17 protein-coding genes and 1 pseudogene are annotated in these 21,168 nt (G+C 71.5%); 11 read left to right on the forward strand and 7 right to left on the reverse strand.

The genetic code is table 11. The annotated features are described in order from the left end of the window. The first annotated feature begins 106 nt into the window (after positions 1-106). A complete protein-coding gene (locus tag ACNYS0_RS37890; protein ID WP_422480550.1) occupies positions 107-1,384 on the forward strand; it encodes an MFS transporter in 1,278 nt (425 codons plus the stop codon). Continuing rightward, positions 1,377-2,258: a DUF6282 family protein gene (locus ACNYS0_RS37895; protein ID WP_422480552.1), complete on the forward strand. Its 882-nt coding sequence runs from the start codon at positions 1,377-1,379 to the stop codon at positions 2,256-2,258. The genes ACNYS0_RS37890 and ACNYS0_RS37895 overlap by 8 nt, the downstream gene beginning before the upstream one ends. A gap of 68 nt (positions 2,259-2,326) precedes the next feature. Here the strand turns inward: ACNYS0_RS37895 and ACNYS0_RS37900 are convergent, their stop codons facing one another. The 3 genes from ACNYS0_RS37900 to ACNYS0_RS37910 all read right to left on the reverse strand — a co-directional run bounded on the left by ACNYS0_RS37900 (position 2,327) and on the right by ACNYS0_RS37910 (position 5,061). Next, a complete protein-coding gene (locus ACNYS0_RS37900; RefSeq protein ID WP_422480554.1) occupies positions 2,327-2,998 on the reverse strand; it encodes a DUF1345 domain-containing protein in 672 nt (223 codons plus the stop codon). A 190-nt stretch (positions 2,999-3,188) separates the two neighbouring features. After that, the gene (locus tag ACNYS0_RS37905) at positions 3,189-3,938 is read right to left on the reverse strand and encodes an SDR family oxidoreductase (protein ID WP_422480556.1); all 750 of its coding nucleotides are present in this window, start codon (positions 3,936-3,938) and stop codon (positions 3,189-3,191) included. A 55-nt stretch (positions 3,939-3,993) separates the two neighbouring features. Then, complete coding sequence (locus ACNYS0_RS37910; RefSeq protein ID WP_422480558.1) at positions 3,994-5,061, reverse strand: NAD(P)-dependent alcohol dehydrogenase; 1,068 nt, start codon at positions 5,059-5,061, stop codon at positions 3,994-3,996. An 80-nt stretch (positions 5,062-5,141) separates the two neighbouring features. Between ACNYS0_RS37910 and ACNYS0_RS37915 the strand changes: the two genes are divergently transcribed. From ACNYS0_RS37915 to ACNYS0_RS37930, 4 genes are all read left to right on the forward strand, one after another. After that, positions 5,142-5,945: an SDR family NAD(P)-dependent oxidoreductase gene (locus ACNYS0_RS37915; protein ID WP_422480560.1), complete on the forward strand. Its 804-nt coding sequence runs from the start codon at positions 5,142-5,144 to the stop codon at positions 5,943-5,945. 114 nt (positions 5,946-6,059) lie between these two features. Further along, positions 6,060-7,409 (forward strand): FAD-dependent oxidoreductase, encoded by a 1,350-nt coding sequence (locus ACNYS0_RS37920; RefSeq protein WP_422480562.1) that lies wholly within the window; start codon positions 6,060-6,062, stop codon positions 7,407-7,409. A gap of 85 nt (positions 7,410-7,494) precedes the next feature. Beyond that, positions 7,495-8,619 carry an acyl-CoA dehydrogenase family protein gene (locus ACNYS0_RS37925; protein ID WP_422480564.1) on the forward strand — a complete coding sequence of 375 codons (1,125 nt, stop codon included), beginning with the start codon at positions 7,495-7,497 and terminating at the stop codon, positions 8,617-8,619. Positions 8,620-8,641: 22 nt separating this feature from the next. Further along, on the forward strand, positions 8,642-10,594 hold the full coding sequence (locus ACNYS0_RS37930) for an oxidoreductase (protein WP_422480566.1): 1,953 nt from the start codon (positions 8,642-8,644) through the stop codon (positions 10,592-10,594). Positions 10,595-10,764: 170 nt separating this feature from the next. Here the strand turns inward: ACNYS0_RS37930 and ACNYS0_RS37935 are convergent. The 4 genes and pseudogenes from ACNYS0_RS37935 to icmF form a co-directional block, all read right to left on the reverse strand. Then, positions 10,765-10,980, reverse strand: a pseudogene (locus tag ACNYS0_RS37935) (DUF1214 domain-containing protein); the annotation flags it as partial. 244 nt (positions 10,981-11,224) lie between these two features. Beyond that, entirely contained in the window at positions 11,225-11,632 is a 408-nt protein-coding gene (locus ACNYS0_RS37940; protein ID WP_422480568.1) for a DUF1254 domain-containing protein, read from the reverse strand. Positions 11,633-11,671: 39 nt separating this feature from the next. Next, positions 11,672-12,958, reverse strand: a complete 1,287-nt coding sequence (locus ACNYS0_RS37945; RefSeq protein ID WP_422480570.1) for an MFS transporter — start codon at positions 12,956-12,958, stop codon at positions 11,672-11,674. 118 nt (positions 12,959-13,076) lie between these two features. Beyond that, positions 13,077-16,325 (reverse strand): fused isobutyryl-CoA mutase/GTPase IcmF, encoded by a 3,249-nt coding sequence (icmF, locus tag ACNYS0_RS37950; protein ID WP_422480572.1) that lies wholly within the window; start codon positions 16,323-16,325, stop codon positions 13,077-13,079. A gap of 254 nt (positions 16,326-16,579) precedes the next feature. On the opposite strand from icmF, the gene ACNYS0_RS37955 reads away from it, so the two are divergent. Genes ACNYS0_RS37955 through ACNYS0_RS37975 form a run of 5 tightly spaced genes read left to right on the forward strand, consistent with a single transcriptional unit; the run spans position 16,580 to position 21,143 of the window. After that, positions 16,580-17,368, forward strand: coding sequence for an enoyl-CoA hydratase/isomerase family protein (locus ACNYS0_RS37955; RefSeq protein ID WP_422480574.1), 789 nt, complete (start codon positions 16,580-16,582; stop codon positions 17,366-17,368). A gap of 5 nt (positions 17,369-17,373) precedes the next feature. Next, positions 17,374-17,778 carry a Zn-ribbon domain-containing OB-fold protein gene (locus ACNYS0_RS37960; RefSeq protein WP_422480576.1) on the forward strand — a complete coding sequence of 135 codons (405 nt, stop codon included), beginning with the start codon at positions 17,374-17,376 and terminating at the stop codon, positions 17,776-17,778. Next, positions 17,775-18,920, forward strand: a complete 1,146-nt coding sequence (locus tag ACNYS0_RS37965) for a thiolase family protein (protein WP_422480578.1) — start codon at positions 17,775-17,777, stop codon at positions 18,918-18,920. The genes ACNYS0_RS37960 and ACNYS0_RS37965 overlap by 4 nt, the downstream gene beginning before the upstream one ends. A 43-nt stretch (positions 18,921-18,963) precedes the next feature. After that, positions 18,964-20,169, forward strand: a complete 1,206-nt coding sequence (locus tag ACNYS0_RS37970) for an acyl-CoA dehydrogenase family protein (protein WP_422480580.1) — start codon at positions 18,964-18,966, stop codon at positions 20,167-20,169. Further along, positions 20,166-21,143 (forward strand): phosphotransferase family protein, encoded by a 978-nt coding sequence (locus tag ACNYS0_RS37975; RefSeq protein WP_422480582.1) that lies wholly within the window; start codon positions 20,166-20,168, stop codon positions 21,141-21,143. Before ACNYS0_RS37970 ends, ACNYS0_RS37975 begins: the two co-directional genes overlap by 4 nt. Positions 21,144-21,168 lie beyond the last annotated feature (25 nt).

Raw genomic sequence — 21,168 nt, forward strand, 5'->3', positions numbered from 1 at the left:
CTCTGGAACTGAGCAGGACGGTATGCCGCGCATCATTCCTTCGTCGGGATCGCACACCGACGACTCGCCCTCGTCGCCGCCCGGCCCGACCGGGCAACTGCCTCGCGTGCCCCGGCGCGTCTGGCAGGTCTCCCTGGCCGGCGGGGCCGGGTCCGCGATCGAGTACTACGACTTCAGCCTGTACGCCAACATGGCGATCTTCCTCTCGCCGCTGTTCTTCGCCGGGCTCGACGACACCGCGGCCATGCTCAACACCCTGGCCATCTTCGGATCGGGCTTCTTGATGCGCCCGGTCGGCGCGATCTTCTTCGGGTGGCTCGGGGACACCCGCGGGCGCAGGGTCGCGCTGCTCGGCAGCGTGCTGACCATGGGCGTGGCGAGTGCCGCGACCGGTCTGCTCCCGACCGCATCGAGCGCCGGGATCGTGGCACCCGCGTTGCTCACCCTCACCCGGCTCGTGCAGGGGTTCTGCGCCGGTGGGGAGGCGAGCGGGGCCTCGACGTACATCGCGGAGAACTCTCCCGCTCCCCTCCGCGGCTTCTTCGGGGCCTTCACCCCGGCCGGCATCGCGGTGGGAACGGCGCTCGCCGGAGGCCTGGCGGCGCTGTGTTCGTTCGTCCTCTCCGACGACCAGATGCACGCCTTCGGTTGGCGCATCCCGTTTCTGATGTCACTGCCCCTCGCGATCCTCTGCGTCGTCCTGCGCCGTTCCCTGCCGGAGGCGCCGCACACGGCCCCGGCCAGGGGGAGCCGGACGGTGAGCCCGCTCCGGCACGTCCTGACCAGTGAGCGCCCGGCCTTGCTCAAGGTCACCTGCATCGCCTTCGCGATCACCTGCACCGCGTACGTAGGACACGTCTACCTGAACGTGCACCTGACCACCGAGCTGGGACAGCCCGAGACGTTGTCGCTCACGCTGAACTCGTTGCTCACCGTGGGCTTCGCCTTCCTCATGCCGTTGGCCGCGTACGTCTCGGACCGCTGGGGCCGGCGCCGGGTCTTCGGCCTGGCGATGATCGGCTACATGGTTCTGACGCTGCCGATGTTCCTCTTGATGGCGGCGCCCAACGCGGTCGTGCTGGGCCTTGCCATGGCCGTCTCCTTCGTGCCGTGGGTCTTCGCCCAGGCCATCGGATATCCCTTGCTGACCGAACTCTTCAGCGGAACGGCGCGCTACACCGGTGTGGCATTCGGGTTCGGAATCGGCGCCATCCTCGGCGGAGGATTCGGCCCGTACGTGGCCAATTGGCTGACGGACGCCACGGGTTGGCCGCTGGCTCCGGCGCTGTACATGGTCGCGGCGGCGTTGTGCGGAATCGTGTCGCTGCGCTCCGTGGGGCCCTCCCGTATCGACGATCCCGAAAGGGGAGAGGGCGGTGAGTGAGTCGGCCACCGGAACCTTCGATCTTCATTGCCACCCGTCACCCGACATCTCGCCCCGGAGCCAGACCGACGAGGAGGTGGCCGAGGGCTGTCTGCGCTCCGGCCAGCGCGGGTTCGTGATCAAGTCCCATGTCGCGCCGACGGCCGACCGGGCGGTGTCGGTGCGCGCGCGGCATCCCGACGTCGAGGTCCTCGGGAGCATCACACTCAACCGTCCCGTCGGCGGGCTGAACGCGGCGGCCGTCGAGGTGGCGGCGCGCTCGGGTGCCCGCATGGTGTGGATGCCCACGCTGGACAGTCGCGCACAACGCGCGGATCAGCGTCTTCCGTCGGGCTACGCCGCTCCCGTCTGGAGCGGGGTGCATCAGGAGATGGCCGCCAAGCCGGGCTACGGGCCCCCGGTCGGCATCCTCGAGGGCGACCGGTTGTGCGCGCGGGCGCATGACGTCCTCGACGTGGTCGCCGAGTTCGACCTGGCCATCGGCACCGGTCATCTGGACGCCCAGGAGGTGTCGGTCCTCCTCGCGGAGCTTCGCCGGCGAAGGGTCCAACGGGTGATGGTGACGCACCCCGACCTTCCCCGGCAGGGGATCGGCATCAAGGAGCAGCAGGAGTTCGCCCGCCAGGGCGCGCTCATCGAGCGGTGCCTGTCCGTCGTGCAGGGAGGAAAGGTGACTGAGCAGGCGACACGGGAACGGATCCGGGCCTGCGGTGCGAGCCGTACGGTGGTCACGACGGACCTCGGCCAGCCCGGCGGTGACCTGATCTCCGACGGAATGGCGATCTGGCGACGCATGCTGGCGAGTTGGTCGTTTCCCGACGCCGACATCGTGTCGATGACGTCGACGACGCCGTTCCACCTTGTGTCCCCCTGAGTACCGGCGTACGGCTCCTCGAGGTTCGCCCCCTGCGCAACGAGCCGGCCTGACCGGTGCCGGGAGTGTCAATGACTGTTGACGGCAGAGACGACGCTCGCGACGGTGACGGTGTTGAAGACGAAGGCGATGACGGCATTGACCGTCACGGTGCGCCGCATCTCCGGTGACAGCACCTCGACATCGGTCGTGCCGAAGGTCGTCATGACGGACACGGCGAAGTAGACGTAGTCGGACCAGCAGGGTTCCCGGCCACCGGGGATGTCCAGACCCGGCTCGTCGTCGAGGAGATCGTCGGCCTGGAAGGTGACGGCGAACGACACGGCCACGGAGATCCAGGCGACGACGACCAGAGTGAGCGCCACCGCCGTGCGGGGGACCTGATCGAACGCGGAGGCGACGTGACCTGGCAGCCAGACGGTGGCCACGAGCAGGGCGGCCGCGGCGATCGGAATCCCGACGCCGGGGCCCGGCGCCGTGCCGAAGACATAGCGCTGGAGCACGGTGCCTCGCGCCTCACGGTGGGCCCAAGCGCGCACCTGGCCCCTGGACGCGGACGAGAAGGCCACCGACGTGATCAGTAGGTAGGGCAAGAGATAGGCGAGCAACGCGAAAGCGCCGGTGTCCGCAACGGAGATCTCTGCCCAGGTCCGATCGACGGCCAGCAGAGTGCCCGCGGTGGCCGCCGCGATGAGCATGCTCGTGGTCGAGCGCCGGCGTTCGGAGAGCCATGGGTGCACGGGACGAACTCCTGTTGTCGACGGAACGATCCTCGGCCGCACCTTGCCCGCGCGCGACGCAGCTGCGCCCCTGCGGGGTGTGCTTGCCGAAAACCTCATCCGTGCACGTTATGCGGCATATCGGCATTCATGGCGGATGCCGCCGATGCGGTTGCATCGGCGCATGCCGAGGCGGGCTGTTTCGTCCGTGCTAGCGCGCGGAGCCGTCTGCTCGTCCCACGTGGCCGATGGTCTGGCCGCCGTCGATCAGGAACTCGCCGCCGGTGGTGAAGGAGGCGTCGTCGCCGGCGAGGAAGAGAACCATGCGGGTGACCTCCTCGGGCTCGCCGATGCGCCGCAGCGGCTGATGCACGAAGAGGTCGGGCGAGGCGCCTTCTCCCATCGCGGTCCGGATGACGCCTGGGTGCACCGAGTTGATGCGTACTCCGGTGCCGGCCATGTCCAGGGCGGCGGCCTTGGTCATGCCCCGGATTCCCCACTTGCTCGCGACGTAGCCGACGCCGTCGGCGAAGCCCATGAGCCCGGCCGCCGACGATACGTTGACGACGGCTCCGCGGCCGCGCTCGCGCATGCGGGGCAGGACGGTGTGCATGCCGAGGAAGGTGCCCGTCAGGTTGACGTCGACGATCCGGCGGAACTGCGCGGGCGATTGTTGTTCCACACCGCCGAAGTGGATGATCCCCGCGTTGTTGACGAGGACGTCCACGGCCCCCAGCGCGTCCTCGACGGAGCGGACCACGGACGGCCATGCCCCCTCGTCGGTGACGTCGAGAGGGAAGTACGCGGCGCCGGGCAACTCCTCGGCCAGGGCCTTGCCCTCGTCGTCCAGCACGTCGCAGATGGCGACCCGGGCTCCCTCCGCGGCGAGACCGCGCACATGGGACGCGCCCATGCCCCGGGCTCCACCGGTGACGATCGCGACCTGTCCGTCGAAGCGCATGTGTGGCCCCTTCCGATCGGTACGTGTACGTGGGTCAGGCGGGCGGCGAGGTGTGTCAGTCCGGAACCAGTACGGCGCGGCCGCGCACCAGGCCCTGCCGGAGTCGCCGGAATGCCTCCGGCGCCGCCGACAGCGGGAACCGTTCCGTCTCGGCGTGGAGCGCGCCCGAGCGGGCCAGTTCCACGACGGCGGCGAGCTCGTGGCGGGTTCCCCAGAAGGGCAGGGAGAGCCGGAAGCCCGGTGGAAGCACACCCGGTTTGGCGACCGTCAGGCGGCCGCCGCCACTGCCGACGAGCGCGAGTTCGCCGCCCGGCCGCAGCACGTCGGCGGCGAGCTCCAGTGAGTCCCCGGTGCCCGCGAAGTCGAGCACGGCGTCCACTCCCGCCCCGCCCGTCCGGGCCCGCAGCACACGTGCCGTGTCCGCCCCTGCCAGGGTGGCGAACTCGGCGCCGCAGCGGTGCGCGAGAGCCAGCGCCTCCTCCCGCACGTCGACCGCGAGTACCCGGCTTGACGTGGTGGCGCGCAGGATCTGCACGGCCAGGTGGCCGAGACCGCCGACACCGATGACGAGAGCGGTGCCGCCCTCACCGAGCGCCGGCCGCAGCCCGGCCACGGCGTGGTACGAGGTCAGGCCCGCGTCCGAGAGCGGCGCAGCCTGGTCGGCTGGCACATCGCCGATCGGCACCAGGTGGTGGGCGGACGGGAGGAGTACGTACTCGGCCATGCCGCCGTCCCGGCCGAGCCCGACGCCGTGCCAGGAAAGGGAGGCGCGCCGGTCGCAATAGTTGGCCGCGCCCGCGACGCACCGGCCGCAGTCCCCGCAGCCCAACGGGGCGTACACCACGACGCGTTCACCCGCGGCAGCACCCTCGGCGTCGGGCCCGAGGGCGGCGACGTGTCCGGCGACCTCGTGGCCGAGGGTGAACGGGAGCCGGTAGGGCAGGGCTCCCGGCGCACTCTCGGCGACATGCAGGTCGGAGTGGCACAGGCCGGTGGCCTCCACCCGGACCAGCACTTCGGCACCCCGTGGCACGGGGCGTGCCACGTCCTCGGGAACCGGGGGATGCCCCCAACTCGTCAGCCGCAGAGCTTTCACGATCACCGTCCAGGGTCTTGCCAGCACCGTCGTCGGGACGTTAACAGATATGAAGTCAGTTCAATAGATGTGCTGTCGCTGCGGCAGTGCGGCCAAGGAGGCTCCGGATGGATACGTGGGCGGATGCGGGACGGTTCGCGGGCAAGGTGGCGCTGGTGACGGGCGCCGGATCCGGCGTGGGTGCGGCCGTCGCCCGGCAGTTGGCCGCCGAAGGGGCACGTGCCGTCGTGCTCGCCGACATCAACGGCGACAGTGCCGCGGAGGTCGCCCAGGAGCTGCCGAGCGGCCGGTCGTGCGCGCTCGACGTGGCGGACGCGGCCGACGTCGACGAGGCCGTCGCGGACGTGGTGCGCCGCCACGGGCGGCTCGACGTCCTGGTGCACGCGGCCGGTGTCGACGACCCGCAGGTCAAGCAGCGGATCGCGGACGCGCGGGAGGCCGGGCGGCCGATCGAGGTGACCGACTCGCTCGACGACGCCTCCTGGCGACGCGTCATGAGCGTGAACCTGGACGGCACCTTCCATCTCCTGCGCGCCGCGGTGCGCGCCATGCGGCCCGCCGGAACCGGCGCCATCGTGGTGATCGGCTCGTCGTCCGTGTTCGACACCCCCGTCGGCTACCCCCACTACGCCGCCTCCAAGGCGGGCGTGCACGCGCTCACCCAGGCCGTGGCCAAGGAGGTCATCGCCTCCGGGATCAGGGTCAACGCGGTCGCGCCCGGGCCCACCGACACGGGGATGGCGGCACGGACCCCCGCGGCGCTGCGCGCCGGCTTCGCCGACCCGCGGGTGCGCCCGTACGCGACGGCGGGGGAGATCGCCGACATCGCCCTGTTCCTGGCGAGCGACGCCGCGGCCAATCTCGTCGGCGCGGTGCTGCTGGCCAACGGCGGCCGCTTCACCGCGGCATGAGGATTGTCTGCCGAGTCCTTGTGCGTTGAAGTGGATTCGGTTTTGCTAAGGGGGCGGGCTCGCGGGACGGCGGGCCCGCGGGGCCGTACGGCTCAGGAGCCAAAAGGAGGGCGTATGGGCGACACGGAAGACGTCGATCTGCTGATCGTCGGGGCGGGCATGGCCGGGCTAACGGCCGGCGCCCGCGCCGCCCACAGCGGGCTGTCGGTCCTGGTGGTCGAGGCCGGGGAGGACATCGGCGGCTCCGCCCGCTTCGCCGGCTACGCATGGACCGCCCCCAGCCACGAGGTCATGGACCGGCACAATCCGCAGGGCGACCTCGCGCTCAGGCGAGCCCTGGTGGACCGGTTCGACGACGGCATCGACTGGATCCGCTCCACCGGCGTCGAGGCCAAGGACGCGCAGCGCATCCTCAGCTTCGGCAGCGGCCACCGGTTCGACACCAACCACTACGTCGACACGTGCCGCCGCATCGTCCTCGACGGCGGCGGCGAACTCCTGCTCCGGGCCCGCACCGAGCGGCTGACCGTCGAACGCGGCGCCGTCACCGGCGCCGAACTCCGCACGGCCGACGGCACCCCACGACACATACGGGCCCGCGCCACCCTCCTCGCGACCGGCGGCTTCCAGGGCGACCCCGAACTCCGCGCCGCCCATGTCCACCCGCACGCCGACCGCATGCAGTTGCGCTCCAACCCGCACAGCAGCGGGGCCGGTTACCGCCTCGCCGTCGAGGCGGGCGCCGACACCGGGCCCGACGACGCCGGCTTCTACGGTCACCTCGTCCCCAGCGGCATCCCGTTCGCCGACCCGGCCGACTTCGTCGACATGTCGCTCTACTACAGCGAACACGCCCTGCTGCTCAACCTGCGCGGCGAACGCTTCACCGACGAGACGCTCGGGGACCACCTCACCGCCATGGCCCTGCTCGACCAGCCCGAGAGCCGCGGCCTGCTCATCGCCGACGCGCGGGTGTTCCGCGACTGGATCGTCGGCGCCTACGTCGAGGGAGCCGTCGCGGTCGACAAATTCGCCCTCGCCGGCAGACGCGGCGGACGCGCCGGACTCGCCGAGGACCTCGACGAACTGGCCTGGCTCCCCGAGGAGTGGGGCTACGACGCGCACGCCGTGCGCGACGCCGTCCACCGCTTCAACGAACGCGCGACGGCGGGCCGTCACCAGGACCCCGGCCGACGCCTCGACCCCGCCCCGCTCGACGAACCCCCGTACTACGTCATCGAGACGAAGCCCGCGATCACCTTCCCGTTCCACGGCATCCGCATCGACGACCGGGCCCGCGTCCTCGGCCGGAACGGCCGGCCGATCGACGGGCTCCTCGCCGCGGGATCGGACACGGGCGGCCTGTGGCACCGCGCCTACGCGGGCGGCATCGCCTCCGCCCTCGTCTTCGGCCTCACCGCGGCCGGGACGGCGCGCGACCTCGCCGGCGATCAGGCGGCATGAACACGTCCCGAACAGCACCACGGGGCACCGTGTCGGCCACTGACGCCCCGCGCCAACCCGCCCAGCACCCACCCACGGAGACCTCATGCACCCCCGTCGCCCCGACATCGACCCCCACCTGCTGTCCGAGAGCGAGGAACAGCGCGAACTGCGCGCAGTCCTGCGGGACTTCTTCGCCGACGTCAGCGGACCCGACGACGTGCGCAAGCACCAGGCGACACCGCGCGGCCACGACGAGAGTCTGTGGGCGCGGCTGGCGGGTGAGATCGGCGTGCACGGCCTGGCGATCCCCGAGGAGTACGGCGGGGCCGGTTACGGTTTCGCCGAACTCGCCGTCGCGCTGGAGGAGTCGGGGCGGGCGCTGTGCACCGCGCCGCTCCTTTCGACGGTGGTCCTCGCCGCGCACACCCTCCTGGACAGCGGCGACCGGGAGGCCTGCGCACGCCATCTGCCGCGCATCGCGGCCGGGGCGCTGACGGCGACGGTGGCCGGGTTCGACGACGACGCCCCCACCGTCGGTGCCGAACGCGGTGCCACCGGCTGGGTGTTGCGCGGCGCCACCGACTTCGTGCTCGACGGCGCGGGCGCCGACCTGATCCTCGTACGTGCCCAAACACCGGACGGCCCAGGGGTGTTCGCGTGCGAACCGGCCGAGGACGGCTGCGTCCGCACCCCGCGCCGCGTCCTGGACGAGACCCGCCGCCAGGCCCACCTCGAATTCCGCGGCGCGCCCGCCACCCGGGTCGGCGAGTCCGCGGACGTGAGCGCCGCCCTCGACGCGGGGCGGGCCGCACTCGCCGCCGAGCAGGTCGGTGGCAGCGGCCACGCCCTCGACGCCACCGTCCAATTCGTCGCGCAGCGACACCAGTTCGGGCGGCCCATCGGCTCCTTCCAGGCCGTCAAGCACCGCCTCGCCGACGTCCTGGTCGCCCTCGAAGCGGCCCGCTCGGCCTCCTCGTACGCCACCGCGTGCGTCGCCACCGGTTCACCGCAACTGCCGATGGCCGCGAGCGCCGCCGCCGCGGTCTGTTCGGAGACGTTCCGCCTGGCGACGGCCGAGTACGTCCAACTGCACGGCGGCATCGGCTTCACCTGGGAACACCCCGCCCACCTGTACGTCCGTCGCGCCCGTAGCGGCGAGGTGCTGTTCGGCACCGCAGACCAGCACCGGGTGCGCCTCGCCGGGCTGATCGGTCTCAGTGCCGCCTGAGCCCGCGAAGGGGAGGACCCGCATGGCCGCACACGCCGACCGCACGCTCGCCGCGCCCTTCACGCTCGGCGGCCTGACCCTGCGCAACCGCCTCGTGGCCACCGCGCACGCCACGGCCGCCGTCGACGACGGCGCACCCGCCGAAACCGACGCGGCGTACTGGCGGCGCCTGGCGCGCGGCGGCCCAGGGATGGTGATCACCGGAGGGACCGCGGTCGCGCCCGAGTCGACACTGCCGCAGCGCTACCTCACCGAGGCCTGGCGGCCCGAGATCAAGGACGCGGTGCGCCGCCGCGCCGATGCCATCGCCGAGGGCGGCGCCGTCGCCATCGCCCAACTCGTCCACCTGGGAAGGGAAACGCTGGGAGCGGGCACCTACTACCCGCCCGTCTCCGCCGCGGCCGTCCGCTCCCCGAGGGAGGCGACCGCGCCCCACCCGCTGAGCACCGAGGAGGTACGTCGCGTCGTCGACGCCTTCCGTGTCTCGGCCGCCAACAGCGTCGACGCGGGTTTCCACGGCATCGAACTGCACGCCGGACACGGTTACCTCCTCGCCCAGTTCCTCTCCCGAGCCACCAACACCCGCGACGATGTCTACGGTGACCGGATCGCGCTGCTCACCGAGGTGATCGACGCGATCCGGGCCGAGATCGGTCAACTCCCGCTCGGCGTACGGGTATCGGTCGAGCCGGACGAGGACTCCGGGCTCGACCTGGACGGCCTCACCGAACTCCTCCCGCACCTGTACCGGGCCGCACCCTTCTCCTATGTGAATGTCACCACCGGTGTCCGCAACACCTACGTCCCCGGCATGGCCACCACCCGGCCGCCCCTGCTGTCGGCGGTGTCCCGGCTGCGTGCCGCCGTCGAGGCGCCGCTCCTGGTCAGCCAGGGATTCCGGTCGGTGCCCGACATCCGGCGGGCGCTGGAGGAGGGCGCCGACCTCGTCGGAATGGCTCGGCCGTTCATGGCCGACCCGGACTTCGCCCGCAAGGCCCTCGCGGGCGACGAGCGCTCCATCCGCCCCTGCACGGGCTGCAACGAGGGCTGCCGGACCTTCGAGCCCACCGGGTCCTGCTCGGTCAACCCCGCACTCGCCCCGCCGGGAGCCACGGCCCGCCCGGCCGTGCCACTCCTGCTCGGCCGTCACGGCGTGCGGGGCGGGGGCGACCCGGTCGCCGTCGTGGGTGCGGGACCGGCCGGCATGGAGTGCGCGCTGACACTGGCCGGCACCGGCGCCCGGGTGACCGTCTTCGACGGCGCCCCGGAGCCGGGCGGCCAGACCCGCCTCGCAGGCCGCGCGGCACACCGCTCCGGCTGGCTGAAGCTCATCGACTTCCAGCACGCCCAACTCGCGGACCTGGGCGTCAAGGTGAACCTCGGCACCGCACCGACCCCGGCCGAACTGGCGGCGTACCCCCACGTCGTGCTCGCCACCGGCGCGCAGGAGGCACCCGTCCCCGTGCCGGGCGAGCTGCCCACGCTGACCACCACGGACTTCCTCGACCGCTGCGCCGCCCTGGTGCCGAGCGCGCCCCGGATCGCGGTGCTCGACGACGGGTTCGGCTGGTGGCAGGGCATCAGCGCGGTCGAGAGCGCGCTCGCGGCCGGCGCGCGCGAGGTCACCCTCGTCACCCCCGGAGCCGGCTTCGCCGCGGGCCTCTCGGCGGAGAACCGCACACAGCTGATGCTCCGCCTGACCGGGGCGCCGGTGCGGGTCCTCGCGCTGACCACGGTGACCGCCACGACGGCCGAGGGCCTGCGGCTGCGCAACGTACTGGACGGACGGGAGAGCTCCCTCGCCGCCGACCTCCTGACAACCGTCGGCGAACGCCTCCCTCGCCGACCGGACTTCACCTCGTCCGACGGCCAGACCGTCCACGCGATCGGCGACTGCGTCGTCCCGCGCCGCGTGGCGCACGCCGTCGCGGAGGGCCGCGCGGCGGCCGAGGCCGTCGCCGGCGCGGCACGGTGACGCCCTCGGCGCCCGCCGGTGCGTTCTGTCTGATGCTGCGCCGCTGCGCTCCCGGAGAGCCCGCCCTCGACGGCACGTGGCGGCCCCCGGAGATCGAGAAGCTCTGGGCGACGGGGGACGGGAGCCAGACGCCCCGGGTGGCGGCGGGGCCCGGTGCGTAGATTCTCAGGACCAGTGCTGTAGCGGTCGAGTTCGTTCGCGTAGAGGTGTCCGGTGTCGGCGTGGTACAGCGTCACGCTCCAGAACGCGTGGTGGGGCGGGGGAGTGTCGAAGGACAGGGCGAACGGGCCCCGGCGCCCGTCCAGCGGGCGGCCGCGGGCGTCGGCATAGGTGTTGAACGAGGTGTTCTGCTCCGCCACGTTCGCCCCGAGGCTGACGTAGTTCATCGAACCCGGACGACCTCGACGACGCGACGGCCTCCGGCATGAAGGCCGGATTCACCACGGGCCTCTCGCTCGTGTCGCGTCCCGGGGGGAAGGAGTTGGCGCGCAACACCGCGTCGAGAGCGGTGAAGAACGCCTGCCAGCCGTGCTCGACCTCGGCGGGGTGGCGGACGGCGACGTCGGCCCCATGCACGCGCTCCAGGACCAGGTCGTGGTCGAATCGCACCTTCGGCCACGGACCGGGCCGCTACTGGCTGGTCCTGCCGGGCTGGGACGGCGAGGTGCCCGACGGTGTCACCCTGCGGTGGCTGATGTTGGAGGAGTTGCTGTACGCATCGATGATCTGCACGGTGAAGTACCGGCTTCCGAAGTCCGGAAGCCGCACCTCGACCGGGCCGCCCCGCAGATCGAGCCAGGCGTTCGAGTAGAGGGTGTCCACATTGGGGACACGGAACGCTGTGAACTCCGGCCCGGCCAGGGCTCGTTCGTGTGCGAAGCGGAACAGGGAAGCGGGGGCGTCGGCGGTCAGTGGCTGCGTGCACATCTGGGCGTACTGCCACACGGCACGTTCGCCCGCACCCGCGGGGGTCATGTCCGGTGCGCAGGAGCCGGCGTGCTGAGCCACCGCGTCCACGTCGTAGCCGACGTACTCCATGTGTCTGCGTTCGTTTGTCAGCCCCCGTGCCGCGTGGGGCTACAGCTGCGCACGTGATGTCTCCCGCAGCGTGGCCACCGCGGCGAGACCGATCAGGGTGGAGAAGATGATGTAGTAGGCGGGTGCCATGGCGCTCCCGGTGGCGTCGATGAGCCAGGTGACGGTGACCGCGTACAGGCCGGATCCGAGGACGCCGCCGATGTTGAACCCGAGGGACACACCGGTGTAGCGGACGCGCGTGGGGAAGAGCTCCGGGTAGACCGTGTACACGACGCCCTGTCCGATACCGAACGGCACGTTCAGGACGAGGGCCGCGACGACGGCCAGGGCCATGCTCCCCTGCTGCATGAGCCAGAAGCAGGGGACGGCGAGCAACGCGAAGCCGCCGAGCCCCATCACCAGTACGCGGCGCCGCCCTATCCGGTCCGACAGCGCTCCCGCCCAGGGGATGACGGCCAGCGGCATGAGCGTGATGAGGACCGTGAGCCACACCGTGCCCGACAGCGGGTAGTTCAGCACCGTCGTCAGATAGACGACGAGATACACCGAGCTGAGGCCGCCGGCGGTGCTGTGGCCGTAGCAGATCAGGATCACGCGCAGGGTCGACGGCCTGTGGTCGCGCAGCACCTCCTTGACGGGCGTCTTCGCCGGCGCGCTCTTGGCGAGCATCTCCTCGAACACCGGCGAGTCCTCGACCCGTTTGCGAAGCACGATCGCGGCGACGAGCAGGGGCGCGGCGATCAGGAACGGGACCCGCCAGCCCCAGGACGCCATCTGCTCGCTCGTGGTGACGGCCGTCATCAGCCCGACCACGGCCGAAGCGGACGCCATACCGATCGCGCAGCCGATCGACGTGGCCGAACCGAACAGGCCCCGGCGCCGCGACGGCGCGGACTCGACGGCCAGGGAGGACGCCCCGCCGATCTCGCCGCCCGCGGAGAAACCCTGCACGACACGGACGAGCGTCAGCAGGACCGGGGCGGCGACACCGGCGGTGGCGTAGGTGGGGATCAGGCCCGCGGCGAGGGTGGCGACTCCCATGACGATGAGCGTCACCATCAGGACCGCCCGGCGGCCGCGGCGGTCGCCGAGGCGCCCGAAGGCCATGCCGCCGAGCGGGCGGGCGAAGAAGCCGCTGCCGAAGACGGCGAGGGTTCCGAGCATGCTCGCCGTCTCGTTCTCGGCGGGGAAGAACAGCGGTGCGAGGACCACTGCCATGTAGCCGTAGATGGCGAGGTCGTAGTACTCGATCGCGGCGCCCACGCCCGCGGCGATGCTGGCTCGTCGCCCCAATCGGGCCGCGTCGGGAGGTGCTTGCTGCAACATCGGCAATCCTCTGCTCAGGCAGCGACAACGACGTCGATGCTCTGAGACCGGCACAGTAGTTTCAAACTGAGGTCAGTTCAATAAGTCTGTCAGGATGAGATGGGCGGCTTCGCGGGCGTCATACGTTGCGCCGATAGGCCCCGCCCACCTCGAAGAAGGCCTCCGTGATCTGTTGCAGCGAGCAGACGCGCGCCGCGTCCATCAGCACGGCGAAGGCGTTCTCGCCGCTGGTGGCGGCTTGTTTGAGGCGGGCGACGGCGGCCTGTGCCGCGGCGTCGTGGCGGGTGCGGAAGGCGCCCACGCGGTCGAGCTGGGACTGCTTCTCGGCCTCCGTGGCGCGGGCCAGCGCGACGGGGGCCGGGTCGGCCTCGTCGGCCCCGGGCCCGCGGAAGGTGTTGACGCCGATGACCGGCAGCGTTCCGTCGTGCTTGCGGTGCTCGTAGAGCATCGACTCGTCCTGGATGCGGCCGCGTTGATAGCCGGTCTCCATGGCGCCGAGCACCCCGCCGCGCTCGCTGATCCGGTCGAACTCGACGAGCACGGCCTCCTCCAGGAGATCGGTGAGCTCGTCGATGAGGTATGAGCCCTGAATCGGGTTCTCATTCATCGCGAGGCCCCACTCCCGGTTGATGATCAACTGGATGGCGAGGGCCCGGCGCACCGACTCCTCGGTGGGTGTGGTGACCGCCTCGTCGTAGGCGTTGGTGTGCAGGCTGTTGCAGTTGTCGTAGAGCGCGATCAGCGCCTGAAGGGTGGTGCGGATGTCGTTGAAGTCCATCTCCTGCGCGTGCAGGGAGCGCCCCGACGTCTGCACGTGGTACTTGAGTTTCTGGCTGCGCTCGTTCGCTCCGTAGCGCTCCCGCATGGCCACCGCCCAGATGCGCCGGGCGACCCGGCCGAGCACCGAGTACTCGGGATCCATGCCGTTGGAGAAGAAGAACGACAGGTTCGGCGCGAAGTCGTCGATGCGCATGCCGCGCGCCAAGTAGGCCTCCACGTACGTGAATCCGTTGGCCAGGGTGAAGGCGAGCTGGCTGATCGGGTTCGCGCCGGCCTCGGCGATGTGGTAGCCGGAGATGGACACGGAGTAGAAGTTGCGGACGCCCTGCTCGATGAACCACTCCTGGATGTCGGCCATCATGCGCAGGCTGAACTCGGTGGAGAACAGGCAGGTGTTCTGGCCCTGGTCCTCCTTGAGGATGTCGGCCTGTACGGTGCCGCGCGCGGTGCGCAGGACGTGCGAGCGGATGTCGTCGGCCTCCGCCGTGCTCGGCTCCCGGCCGTGTTCCTCGGTGAACGCGTCCAGTCGCTGGTCCATCGCCGTGTTGAGGTAGAAGGCCAGGACGGTGGGCGCCGGGCCGTTGATGGTCATCGAGACGGAGGTGGTCGGCGCCGTCAGGTCGAAGCCCGCGTACAGGGCCTTCATGTCGTCGAGCGTGGCCACGGAGACTCCCGACGTGCCGACCTTGCCGTAGACGTCGGGGCGGCGGTCGGGGTCGCGGCCGTACAGGGTGACCGAGTCGAAGGCGGTGGACAGGCGGGTCGCTTCATTGCCTTCGGCCAGCAGCTTGAAGCGGTGGTTCGTACGGAACGGGTCGCCCTCCCCGGCGAACATCCGCGCCGGGTCCTCGCCCTCGCGCTTGAACGGGAACACCCCGGCGGTGAACGGGAAACGGCCCGGCAGGTTCTCGGCGCGCAGGAACCGCAGGAGTTCACCGTGGTCCTCGTGGCGGGGGAGTGCCACGCGGGGGACGCGGGTGCCGGAGAGCGAGGTGCGCACCAGCGCGGTGCGCGTCCGCCTCCCGCCCGCCTCTGTCACCAACTCGTCGCGGCTGTACGCCGCCACGGTCTCCGGCCACTGGTCGAGGGCCCGCCGGGCGTCCGCGTCGAGGCGGGCACCCGCGGCGTCGAGGAGCCGGTCGACATCGCCCGTCGGGGCTCCGAAGGCCGCCAACTCGGCTCGGACCGCAGTGAGTTGTTGAAGGCGGCGGGCGGTGGCTGCCTGGTCGAGGGTGTGCGCGTGGTACGTACGGACCGTCTGTGCGATGTCGGCCAGGTAGCGCGACCGGGACGGCGGCACGATCTGCGCCGCACCGCTGGAGTGCCGCACGGACACCTCGGGCAGAGCCCCTGCCCCGGCCTGGAGTCCGCGTTCGGCGAGGAGCGTGCGCAGCCGCTGGTACAGCGCGGTGACACCGTCGTCGTTGAAGGTGGCGGCGCTGGTGCCGAAGACCGGCATGTCCTCCGGGGTGGATCCGAACGCCTCCCGGTTGCGCACCAGTTGGCGACCCACGTCGCGCAGCGCGTCCTGCGCTCCGCGGCGCTCGAACTTGTTGATGGCGACGACGTCGGCGAAGTCGAGCATGTCGATCTTCTCCAGCTGTGACGCCGCGCCGAACTCGGGCGTCATGACGTACAGCGACACGTCCGCGAACGGCACGATCGCCGCGTCGCCCTGGCCGATACCAGGGGTCTCGACGACGACGAGGTCGTACCCTGCGGCCCGGCACGCGGTGATCGATTCGGCGAGCCCGTCGGGGAGTTCACCGCTGCCGCGGGTCGCGAGCGAGCGGAAGAACACCCGCTCGCCGTCGAGCGCGTTCATCCGGATGCGGTCGCCGAGCAGGGCGCCGCCGCCGCGCCGACGGCTCGGATCGACGGCGAGCACCGCGACGCGCAGCGCGTCCCGCTGGTCGGTGCGGAGCCTGCGGACCAGTTCGTCGGTGAGCGAGGACTTGCCGGAGCCGCCCGTCCCGGTGATGCCGAGCACGGGCGCGCGGCCCGCGCCCGCCGCTTTCTCCAGGGTGCGCAGGTCGGCCGCGGGAACGGTCCCGGCGGCGGTGGCCGACAGCATCCGCGCCAGCGCGGGGCGTTCCCCGGCCAGGACCTCGTCGACGGCGGCCGGAGCGGTCAGCCAGGGGGCGGTGTCGCACTCCCGGATCATCGCCTCGATCATGCCGACGAGGCCGAGCCGCTGACCGTCGTCCGGCGAGAAGATACGTACGCCCGAGCGCCCGAGTCGCTCGATCTCTTCGGGCACGATCACCCCGCCGCCTCCGCCGAACACGCGCACGTGCCCGGCGCCGCGCTCGCGCAGCGACTCCACCAGATACTCGAAGTACTCGATGTGGCCGCCCTGGTAGGAGCTTACGGCCACTCCCTGCGCGTCCTCCTCAAGGGCGGCGTCCACCACCTCGGACACGGAACGGTTGTGCCCGAGGTGGATCACCTCGGCGCCCTGCGCCTGCAGGATGCGCCGCATGATGTTGATCGAGGCGTCATGGCCGTCGAAGAGGCTCGAAGCGGTCACGAAGCGGACGGGGTGCTGCGCGCGGTAGGGCCGCGCGGCGGCGTCGCCGACGGACATGTGCACTCCAGACTGCCCCGGCCGGTGCGGCGGGGGCGGATGTGAGGTGCCCCAATAGTGAACCGAAGTCGGTACGCCGCTCAAGAGTGGGCTTGAATCAGATTCGGTTCGATCATGCGTATTGGGGCCTCAACAGCGCAGTATTCGCTGTCCATTGACTGAAGTCGTGTGAGTGGAAGGGGTTGACAGCCCCGTGCAGTGTCCCCAAACTCAGAGTGAATTCAGTTCAGGTTCGGCTTCGAGAGGTGACTGAGATGGCAGTGGAAGACGAGATCCAGTTCGAGCGCGACGGCCACGTGGCCCGCGTCTGGCTCAACCGTCCGTGGAAGAAGAACTGCGTCACCGTGCCGATCCTGGACCGGCTCGACGAGATCATCACCGAGGTCGACGAGGACCCCGAGCTGCGCGTCCTCGTGGTCCGCGGCCGCGGCGGCACGTTCTGCTCCGGCTTCGACCTCGACAGCCTCAAGGAGAACTACGTCGGCAAGTCGAACGCCATCGACGTCGCCGTGAAGTCCGCGAAGGTCTGCGACCGGCTCTACTCCATGAAGACACCCTCCGTCGCCGTCCTGGAGGGACACGTCACCGCCGGCGGCTTCGAGATCATGATCTCCTGCGACTTCGCCATCGCCGCGGACGATGCCAAGATCGGCGACTTCCACATCCGCCGCGCGCTGTTCGGCGGGGCGGGACCGATCTACCGGGTGCCGCGCATGATCGGGATTCGTAAGACCAAGGAGCTGATGCTCACCGGCAAGCTGCTCTCCGGCGTCGAGGCCACCGAGTTCGGCCTGATCAACGACCACGCGCCGACCGAGAAGCTGGACGAGACGGTCGAGGAGTTCATCTCCCACCTCACCGACAAGAGCCCCTTCACCATGTGGCTCACCAAGATGACCATCGACCGCAGCCTCGACGCCGACACCCAGTCGCTGATGGTCATGGAGCACCTCGCCGTCGGAGTGGCGCTCAACTCCGAGGACGCCAACGAGGGTGTGTCGGCGTTCCTGGAGAAGCGCGAGCCCAAGTGGCAGGGGCGCTGAGCCCGATGGTGACACTTCCGCGGAGCCCGGCCGCGTCCGCCGGGCTCCAGGGGGCACGTTGCCCCGACTGCCCGGTCACGGTCCACCCCGCGGAGGATACGTGCCCGCGCTGCGGGGGACCGACCGAACCGGCGGCCCTCTCCGGCACGGGCACGCTGTGGACCTGGACGGTGCAGCGGCACGCACCCAAGTCCCCGCCCTACGAGGTCCCGGAAGGCGGCTTCTTGCCCTTCGCGGTCGGCTATGTGGAGCTGGCGGAGGGGGTGCGCGTCGCCGCCGTGATCGATGTCGACGACCCGGCGGACCTACGGATCGGCATGCCGCTCACCGTGCACGCGGGGGACGGCGTCCCCCGGGCCCGCCCCGTCCCCTTGTCCCGTGAGGCTCACTCGGCCCAGGAGGTGTCATGACCGACGACGTCCTGATCTGCGGCGCCGGACGCACCCCCTTCGGCCGCTCCGAGGCGAGCGGCCGGCAACTGGCCGTGAGCGCGGTGCGGGCCGCCCTCGCCGACGCGGGCGTCGAGTGGTCGCGGGTGCGCGCCGCGTTCGGCGGCAGCGACAGCGCGGGCCTCGCCGACACGCTCGTCGCCCAACTCGGCCTGATCGGACTGCCGTTCATCAACGTCAAGAACGGCTGCGCCACCGGCGGCAGCGCACTGATCTCCGCCGTCAACGCGATCCGCTCCGGCGCGGCGGACGTCGTCCTCGCCGTCGGATTCGACAAGCATCCGCGCGGCGCCTTCGACCCGCGCCCCGAGGACTGGGGCCTGGGCGAGGAGTACGGCCGGGACGGCCTGATGGTCACCACGCAGTTCTTCGGCATGAAGATCCAGCGCTACATGCACGACCACGGCATCCCCGCGGACACCCTCGGCAGGGTCGCGGAGAAGGCCTACCGCAACGGCGCACTGACCCCCGAGGCCTGGCGCCGCAAACCGCTCACGGCGGCGGAGGTCCTGGACTCGGGCATGGTCAGCGATCCGCTGACCCGCTACATGTTCTGCTCACCGGGAGCGGGCGCGGCGGCGCTCGTCCTGTGCTCGCCGAAGGTCGCCCGCACCTTGGAGGCCCCCGCGGTCACGCTGCGTTCGGCGGCCGTACGGACCCGCCGCTTTGGCTCGTTCGAGGTGTTCAGCCCGTGGATCGCGGGCGGCGACCTGTCGAGCGTCAGCCGTGACGCCTCGGCGGCCGCCTTCGAGCAGGCGGGCATCGCCCCCGGCGATGTCGACGTGTGCCAGCTCCAGGACACCGAGAGCGGCGCCGAGGTCATGCACCTCGCCGAGTGCGGCTTCTGCGAGGACGGCGAGCAGGAACGGCTGATCGCCGACGGCGTCACCGAGATCGACGGCCGGCTCCCGGTCAACACCGACGGCGGCTGCATCGCCAACGGCGAACCCATCGGAGCCTCCGGGCTGCGCCAGGTCTACGAAGTCGTCCAGCAGTTGCGCGGTCGGGCGGGCGACCGGCAGGTACCTGGCGGACCACGCATCGGATTCACCCACGTGTACGGCGCACCGGGCGTCAGCGCCTGCACGGTGCTGTCCCGCTGACCCGCGACCGGGTGACTCCCTCGACAGGAGGTGCAGGAAGATCATGAACGCCATCCCGGAACCCGACGCGTTCCGCGCCCAGGCCCGCGAGTGGCTCGCCGCCGTCGCCCGGCCGCGCGCCGTGGACGGCGGATGGGGCAGCGGCTCCGACTCCGTCGCGGTCTTCGAGAACTGGACCGAGGACCAGGAACGCGCGCACACCGACCGCACCCGGGACTGGGAGCGCACCCGCTACGACCAGGGCTGGGGCGCGCTCAACTGGCAGGCGGAGTACGGCGGCCGGGGCCTGCCCGCCTACTACGAGCAGCTCTACCGCGCCGAGGAAGCGGCCTTCGACGTGCCGCACCGCACCGAGATCTTCCCGGTCACCCAGCAGCTCGTCGCGCCCGCGATCGGCATCTGGGGCACCGAGGACCAGAAGGCGCGCTGGCTGCGGCCCATGCTGCGCACCGACGAACTGGCCTGTCAGCTGTTCTCGGAGACCGAGGCCGGGTCGGACCTGGCGGCGGTGCGCACGAAGGCGGTGCGCGAAGGCGACGACTGGGTGCTCGACGGACACAAGGTGTGGACGTCAGGGGCCGGCGTCGCGACCTGGGGCGTCGCCGTGTGCCGCACCGACCCGGACGTCCGCAAGCACGCCGGTATCACCGTGTTCCTGGTCCGCATGGACGCGCCCGGCGTCACCGTGCGCCCCATCCAGCAGATGACCGGCGGTGCCAGCTTCAACGAGGTCTACCTCGACGGCGTCGTCGTCCCCGACACCGACCGGCTCGGACCGGTCGGCGCGGGCTGGAAGGTCACGCTCAGCGTGCTCGCGGCGGAGCGCCTCGACTCCGGCGGCCTCGGCCTCGACAACGCCGACCGAGCCCTCGACCTGGCCGCCAACCTGCCGCGCCCCCTCACCGGCGGCGAACAACTGCACGCCGCCGACCTGCACATCCGCACCCTCGTGCAGCGGCTCATCGGGCTGCGGGTCACCGCCGCCCTGGTGGCCGGGCGGGAGCCCGGCGCGGAGGCCTCGGTCGGCAAGCTGTACGCCACCGGGACCATGCGCCGCACCAGCGACCTCGTCTCCGACCTGCTCGGACCGTCCCTCGTCGCCGACACAGGGGAGTGGGGCACTTTCGCCTGGACCGAGCATCTGCTCGGCGCGCCCGGCTACAGCATCGCGGGCGGCACCGACGAGATCCAGCACAACATCCTCGCCGAGCGCGTACTCGGACTGCCGAAGGAGACGACCGCCCGATGAGCACGGCCACCAGCGGCACCGACACCCTGTCCCGCCGGGTCCGGGAACGGCTCGGTGCGCTCCAACCAGACGTACCCGTAGGAGAGTTGACGACACTGCCCGGCGGCCACTCCGGGCTGACGTACTCGGTCGCGGCGGGCGGGTCACGCTACGTCGTCAAGGCCGTGCCGCCCGGACAGCGGCCCGTCGGGCGCAACGACGTGCTGCGGCAGGCCCGGGTGCTCGCGGCGCTCGCCGGGACGGACGTGCCGGTGCCGGGGGTCGTCGCCGTCGACGAGACGCAACCCGCCTGGTTCGCCATGGAGTTCGCCGACGGCGAGGCCGCCGAACCGGTCCTCGACACGCCGGAGGTCGACGCCGGGACGGCCCGCGCCCGCATGCTCGGCATCGCCCGCGTACTGCGCCGGCTGCACGCCACCGACACCCGCACGCCGGGCCTCGACGCGCCCGATCCCCTCGACGCGGCAGGCGAGTTGGAGCGCTGGAGCCGCACCATGCGGGCCGTCCCTGCCGAACTGCGCGAAGGCGGCGAGGAATTGCTCACGCGGCTCGCCTTCGACATCCCCCCGGACGTGCCGCCGACGCTGCTGCACGGCGACTTCCGGCTAGGCAACGTGCTGTGCGTCGAGGAACGCGCGGTGGCCGTCGTCGACTGGGAGATCTGGAGCGTCGGCGACCCGCGCATCGACCTCGGCTGGTTCCTGCTCTTCGCGGACCACCGCAACTTCCCGCAGCTGGGCCGCGCCGTACCGGGCCTGCCCACCGAGGCGGACCTCCTCGACGCCTACCTGGACGGGGCGCCCGGCCTGCCCGCCATGGACTGGTTCCGGGCCCTCGGCCGCATGAAGATGGCCGCGATCATGGGGCACAACCTGCGCCGGCACCGCGAGGGCAAGCACCACGACCCGGACCAGGAGCGGCTTCCGCCCACCATCACCGCCATGATCCGCACGGCCCGCGACATCCTCGGCTGACCTCTCAGCGCCCCACCCCCAGGAG

The sequence above is a fragment of the Streptomyces anthophorae genome (assembly GCF_049310305.1).
Taxonomy (GTDB): domain Bacteria; phylum Actinomycetota; class Actinomycetes; order Streptomycetales; family Streptomycetaceae; genus Streptomyces.

Bases quoted from the DNA above. Each gene is read 5' to 3' on its own strand.
- icmF (WP_422480572.1), bottom strand. From the start codon at position 16,325: ATGTCCGTCGGCGACGCCGCCGCGCGGCCCTACCGCGCGCAGCACCCC.
- ACNYS0_RS37945 (WP_422480570.1), bottom strand. From the start codon at position 12,958: ATGTTGCAGCAAGCACCTCCCGACGCGGCCCGATTGGGGCGACGAGCC.
- ACNYS0_RS37965 (WP_422480578.1), top strand. From the start codon at position 17,775: ATGACCGACGACGTCCTGATCTGCGGCGCCGGACGCACCCCCTTCGGC.
- ACNYS0_RS37960 (WP_422480576.1), top strand. From the start codon at position 17,374: ATGGTGACACTTCCGCGGAGCCCGGCCGCGTCCGCCGGGCTCCAGGGG.
- ACNYS0_RS37970 (WP_422480580.1), top strand. From the start codon at position 18,964: ATGAACGCCATCCCGGAACCCGACGCGTTCCGCGCCCAGGCCCGCGAG.
- ACNYS0_RS37930 (WP_422480566.1), top strand. From the start codon at position 8,642: ATGGCCGCACACGCCGACCGCACGCTCGCCGCGCCCTTCACGCTCGGC.
- ACNYS0_RS37920 (WP_422480562.1), top strand. From the start codon at position 6,060: ATGGGCGACACGGAAGACGTCGATCTGCTGATCGTCGGGGCGGGCATG.
- ACNYS0_RS37975 (WP_422480582.1), top strand. From the start codon at position 20,166: ATGAGCACGGCCACCAGCGGCACCGACACCCTGTCCCGCCGGGTCCGG.
- ACNYS0_RS37955 (WP_422480574.1), top strand. From the start codon at position 16,580: ATGGCAGTGGAAGACGAGATCCAGTTCGAGCGCGACGGCCACGTGGCC.
- ACNYS0_RS37940 (WP_422480568.1), bottom strand. From the start codon at position 11,632: ATGGAGTACGTCGGCTACGACGTGGACGCGGTGGCTCAGCACGCCGGC.
- ACNYS0_RS37915 (WP_422480560.1), top strand. From the start codon at position 5,142: ATGGATACGTGGGCGGATGCGGGACGGTTCGCGGGCAAGGTGGCGCTG.
- ACNYS0_RS37905 (WP_422480556.1), bottom strand. From the start codon at position 3,938: ATGCGCTTCGACGGACAGGTCGCGATCGTCACCGGTGGAGCCCGGGGC.
- ACNYS0_RS37925 (WP_422480564.1), top strand. From the start codon at position 7,495: ATGCACCCCCGTCGCCCCGACATCGACCCCCACCTGCTGTCCGAGAGC.